Here is a 4,927-nt window from a genome sequence, read left to right as displayed (position 1 = left end):
ATTATATATATAATATATATAATATTACTTTTCTACCCAAGTCTCGAAAACCCCGAAAAACTAAACTGTCATCTGTCATTACTGTCATTTGTCATTGGCGGCTGCGCAAAAAACGATTTTGCCGCAACGAGTGATTTTGCAAATAAAAATAAACAGATACGGGCAAATGCACACAGCCCCTCCTACGCCCCTGCCCCTCAGAAAATTAGCCTTTTTTAACACGAAAACCCTGTTTTATTAACAGATTTTTGCAGGTTATGGGCACCCGTTTTATGGTTTTCCGCCCGCTTGTTCGTATCTTTGTTTCGGCAAGAAGGAAACTGGCCGACGGATTGCGCGGATGACGCGGATTCATCTTGTTTTTTTTTGGGGGGGGGGAGCAGGTATCCGCATATATGCGCACAAGTGGGGGTGACGTGCGAAACGTGCGGGGAGGCCTGCCCTTGCGGGAGAAAAAAGATTGCCTTCAAAACGGGGTGTGGAGGCATCGCTCCGGCCCGTTTCAAAGGCAATCCGCTTTATCTCTTCAGGCTTGCGCCCGACGGCTTACTCCTCGGTGTAGCGCTCGATGGTCTGCTCGCGGTCGGGGCCTACGGAGACTATCTTGATGGGTACTTCCAGCTGCTCTTCGAGGAAGGAGAGGTAGGCGTTGAACTCCTCGGGGAACTCGTCCTCGCTCTGCATCTTGGTCATGTCCGTCTGCCATCCGGGCAGCTCCACATAGACGGGCTCCACGCCTTCGGTGATGTCGAAGGGGAAGTATTCAATCTCCTCGCCGTCCATCTTGTAGGCCACGCAGGCCTTGATGGTCTCGAAGGAGTCGAGCACGTCGCTCTTCATCATAATCAGCTTGGTGACGCCGTTAACCATCACCGAGTACTTCAGGGCCACCAGGTCAATCCAGCCACAACGGCGCTTGCGGCCCGTGACGGCTCCGAACTCGTGACCCAGCGCGCCAATCTTGTCGCCTACCTCGTCGAACAGCTCCGTGGGGAACGGACCGGCGCCCACGCGGGTGCAGTAGGCCTTGAAGATGCCATACACGTCGCCAATCTTGTTGGGAGCCACGCCCAGACCGGTGCAGGCGCCCGCACAGATGGTGTTGGAGGAAGTGACAAAGGGATAGGAGCCGAAGTCAATGTCGAGCATGGTGCCCTGCGCGCCTTCGCACAGCACGGACTTGCCCGCCTTCAGCAGGTTGTTCACTTCGTGCTCGCTGTCCACCAGGTGGAACTGCTTCAGGTACTCGATGCCTTCGAACCAGGCCTTCTCCAGTTCGGTCAGGTCGTATTCATAGTTCAGGCTCTTCAGTATCTGCTCGTGACGGGCCTTGGCGGCTGCATACTTGCGGTCGAAGTCGTGCAGGATGTCGCCCACGCGCACGCCGTTGCGGCTCACCTTGTCGGTGTACGTAGGGCCGATGCCCTTGCCTGTGGTGCCCACCTTGGCATCGCCTTTGGCGGCCTCATAGGCAGCGTCCAGGATGCGGTGCGTAGGCAGGATGAGATGCGCCTTCTTGGAGATGTGCAGGCGCTCCTTCAGCGGATGTCCGGAAGCCTCCAGCGCTTCGGCCTCGGCCTTGAACAGGGCCGGGTCGAGCACCACGCCGTTGCCTATGATGTTCACTTTGTCTCCCTGAAAGATTCCCGAAGGAATGGAACGGAGCACATACTTCTGTCCCTCAAACTCCAACGTATGACCGGCATTCGGTCCACCCTGGAAACGGGCCACTACATCGTATCTCGGGGTCAACACGTCAACGACCTTGCCTTTGCCTTCGTCGCCCCATTGTAATCCCAATAGAATGTCTACTTTCATTTTTCTGTCTTATGGTTATTGTTTTTGTTTTTCAATTTGTTGGCACGCTCGCACTTGCTGCACAGCCCATAGAGATAGAGGGAATAGTGCGACAGGTTGAAGCGGCTCAGTTTGGTATTCTCGATAGCGTGGCGCAACTCCTCGTTCTGAAACTCGGTCACCTTGCCGCACTGCGTGCAGATCTGGTGGTGGTGGGTGTCGCGGTTGTAGCTTTTCTCATACTGCGACGAAGTGCCGAACTGGTGCTTGATGACCAGCCGGGCATTGATGAGCAGGATGATGGTGTTGTAAAGCGTGGCGCGGCTGACCCGGAATTTCTCGTGGTTGGCCATCAGCGAATAGAGGGTGTCGATGTCAAAATGGCCGTCGATGGAGTAGATGGTATCGAGTATAGCATAGCGTTCGGGAGTCTTGCGATGCCCGTTCGCGTTGAGATATTCGGTGAATATCTGCCTGACAGTATCTTTCACATTCTGACTTTCCATGCAGGAGCGGTTTTAACAGCCAACAAAGTTAATCCTTATTTTGCGGAAAGCAAGCGGAAAAGGGAAAAAATAATCGGAAAGGGGATGGGTTTTGCCATAAATAAGCAACAGGAAGAAGCCTGCCCCCGCGGAGCCGTTGTTGACCAGAAAAAGAGAGGCTGCCGCCCACGGGGCCGTCAGAACTGCCGGCAGGCCTCTTCGACCAGCCTCCACAACCGCTCCTCGTCCACCTCCATCACGATGCGTACCGGCTGTGCCCCCCGGGGAGGCCGATGCGGAAAGGCCAATGACTGCCCGTAGGAGAGCCCCTGCTGCGTATTGACGTCCACGCCGCACACCCACTCGCGCGTGAGGAGCGAGGGGTCTACGCACAGGGCGGCAGCCACGATGTCCCAGACGTGCCACACCGTATCGGGATGCTCCCGAAAGGTCGTCTGCAAGAAACAATCATCCGTCATGGCCCGCAGCTTCTCGTTCTTCAGCAGCCCCACCAGCCGTTCGTAACGGTCTTTGCGCAGCTCCATGCGGTTGCACACGTCGAGCCCCACGACCATCTGTTCCCTGAAGGGTGTCCGCACGGCCATCCGCGCCGCTTCGGGGTCGAACCACCAGTTGAACTCGGCAGCCGGGGTCGTGTTGCCGGGCACGGTGAAGGCGCCTCCCATGTAAACCACCCGCTTGACGAGCGGAACGATTTCGGGAGCCATCCTGACGGCCAGAGCCAGGTTGCTGCACGGGCCGATGGCCAGAATGGTGACCTCGTGGGGATGCCGCTTCACCTGCTCGATGATAAAGTTGACGGCATGCGTGTCTGCCGGCTTCAGGACAGGCTCCTGGCCGTAGCGCGCTGTGTAGACCTCCTGCCACGAGGCTGGCTCCGCATAGGACAGCGCGCCCAGATAGCCTTCGCCAAAGCCGAAGAGGCGGATTTCGTCCCTGATGTTTTCCATGCGGCCGGGCGCAAGGGGCAGGCGCACGCCTTGCATCACAGGCACACGAGGAGCGCCGATGGCTTCGAGCTGGCGGAGGGCGTAGGCCGTGCCTTCGGGTACCCACGTGTTGCCTGCCACCACGGTCACTCCCAGCAAATCCACCTGCGGCGATTGGGCCAGCATCATCAGGGCAATGCCGTCGTCGAAAAGCTCCACCATGTCGGTGTCGAGGATGATTTTCTGACGGCCGTCGCTGCCCGCCCACCCCAGGGCGGACAGGCAGCACAGCATAAAGATTAAAACAAAACGTCTCATGATTGGGAAAAAGGGTCCGACTAAAGTTTCGGTTCAAACAACGTGTTGGGGGCGTTCAGGAAGAACGCCCGCTTCGGGGCTTGGCATCAGGACAGTTCGCCGTCCTGCACCTCCTCCTTCACCAGGTTGTAGAGCAATTTTTCTTCCTCTGAAACAGCATCCTTCATCCCATCCACCCTGCGGCAGAGCTTGAAGGCGTTCTCGTCGCTGTGGTGCATGAAGCGGCGCAGGGCGGTGAACGCTGCGTTGCGCACGTGGTAGGAACCCGAGAGGAAGGCGCAGACGGCCTGGTCGAGGAACTCGTTGCCGGCACGCTCGTCCATGTCGCCCTTCTTCATCAGCAGGCGGGCGATGGTGAGGAAGCCGCACACCTGCACGTACTCGCGCTCGTCGGCAATCCACTGGAAGGCCTTGGCGGGGGCATAGGGCAGATGCTGGAAGAGGTTCATGCTGGTCAGTTCGGCCATCTCGATGTTGTGGATGTCCTCCACCCAGATGTCTGCAATCTCGGGCAGGAAGGTTTCTGTCGGCTGCAGCATAGCGGCCAGTATCTTGCACTCGCGTATGTTCTCCTTCCACAAGGCCTGTGCCAGGTCGTGGTTCTTGGCAAAGCCTGCGGCAATGCTCTTGATGCGGGGCAGCTCCACGCCGAAGTTCAGCTTGTAGACCAGCCCTTTCTCACGCATACTTTGAGACACAGCCCCGTTCATGGCGAGACGGAGCTGTGTCTTGATGTCCTGCACCTGTTTGTGCAGTTGTTCGTTCATTTCTTGCATATATCAATTGTTGATGGAAGGCAGGGGCGAATAGTCCTTGCTGTAGCGCAGCATCTGCTCGGCGTAGCCTTCGTTGTATGAAACCTTGATGTCGGTAATCGTGCCGTCGGCATCGGTCACGGCCTCGTATTTGGGATTGACGAAGCCCTTGTACGGAGCCAGATTCAGCTTCTTGTAGCGCTCCAGCACCTCGGCGTGCAGCGTGGGGTCCACCTTCACGGCATAAGCCTCTACCAGCTGGCGGGCCGCCTCGAAGTCGCCCGTCGACTTGATGCGCTGAATCTCGGCCAGCAAGTCGCCAAAGAGGGTGCGCAGCTTGGCGTAGTCGTTCACCACGACGTAAGTCTTGCCGTCCTTCTGCTTCAGCTCTACCACCTTGTCGGCCGCTCCCTTCTCGTACACCCAGCGGGCTATGAAGGCGCGGTTGCGCATGTGGGCTTCTTCAATCTGGTTGCCCGGCTCGATGCGCACCAGCTGGGTCATCAGGCCGTTCATCAGGTAGGTATAGAACTGCGCCTTGTAGGCATCGGCGTCGGGCAGCAGGCCGAGTTCGACCAGTTTGGGGTCGGCCACGTAATACAGGCCGAAGAGGTCGGCACGG

At 57.6% G+C, this 4,927-nt stretch carries 5 protein-coding genes and 1 pseudogene; 1 reads left to right on the top strand and 5 read right to left on the bottom strand.

Annotated features, from left to right (window positions below):
• Nucleotides 1-219: hypothetical protein (locus Q1Y74_RS13490; protein WP_300814811.1), on the top strand; the 219-nt coding region annotated here is incomplete at its 5' end.
• A 327-nt stretch (nucleotides 220-546) separates the two neighbouring features.
• Here Q1Y74_RS13490 and Q1Y74_RS13485 read toward each other — a convergent pair.
• The 5 genes and pseudogenes from Q1Y74_RS13485 to Q1Y74_RS13465 all read right to left on the bottom strand — a co-directional run.
• Nucleotides 547-1,818 (bottom strand): adenylosuccinate synthase, encoded by a 1,272-nt coding sequence (locus tag Q1Y74_RS13485; RefSeq protein ID WP_300814810.1) that lies wholly within the window; start codon nucleotides 1,816-1,818, stop codon nucleotides 547-549.
• Nucleotides 1,815-2,303 (bottom strand): Fur family transcriptional regulator, encoded by a 489-nt coding sequence (locus Q1Y74_RS13480; protein ID WP_300814809.1) that lies wholly within the window; start codon nucleotides 2,301-2,303, stop codon nucleotides 1,815-1,817. Before Q1Y74_RS13480 ends, Q1Y74_RS13485 begins: the two co-directional genes overlap by 4 nt.
• Before the next feature lie 176 nt (nucleotides 2,304-2,479).
• Complete coding sequence (locus tag Q1Y74_RS13475; protein WP_300814808.1) at nucleotides 2,480-3,550, bottom strand: nucleoside hydrolase; 1,071 nt, start codon at nucleotides 3,548-3,550, stop codon at nucleotides 2,480-2,482.
• Between the two features lie 86 nt (nucleotides 3,551-3,636).
• Complete coding sequence (locus Q1Y74_RS13470) at nucleotides 3,637-4,326, bottom strand: DNA alkylation repair protein (RefSeq protein ID WP_300814807.1); 690 nt, start codon at nucleotides 4,324-4,326, stop codon at nucleotides 3,637-3,639.
• Between the two features lie 3 nt (nucleotides 4,327-4,329).
• A pseudogene (locus Q1Y74_RS13465) lies at nucleotides 4,330-4,927 on the bottom strand (dihydrofolate reductase); the annotation flags it as partial.

The sequence above is a fragment of the uncultured Bacteroides sp. genome, assembly GCF_949298305.1.
GTDB lineage: Bacteria > Bacteroidota > Bacteroidia > Bacteroidales > Bacteroidaceae > Bacteroides.
This window is presented reverse-complemented; position numbering and strand designations above follow the sequence as displayed.

Bases quoted from the DNA above. Each gene is read 5' to 3' on its own strand.
- Q1Y74_RS13475 (WP_300814808.1), bottom strand. From the start codon at position 3,550: ATGAGACGTTTTGTTTTAATCTTTATGCTGTGCTGCCTGTCCGCCCTG.
- Q1Y74_RS13485 (WP_300814810.1), bottom strand. From the start codon at position 1,818: ATGAAAGTAGACATTCTATTGGGATTACAATGGGGCGACGAAGGCAAA.
- Q1Y74_RS13480 (WP_300814809.1), bottom strand. From the start codon at position 2,303: ATGGAAAGTCAGAATGTGAAAGATACTGTCAGGCAGATATTCACCGAA.
- Q1Y74_RS13470 (WP_300814807.1), bottom strand. From the start codon at position 4,326: ATGCAAGAAATGAACGAACAACTGCACAAACAGGTGCAGGACATCAAG.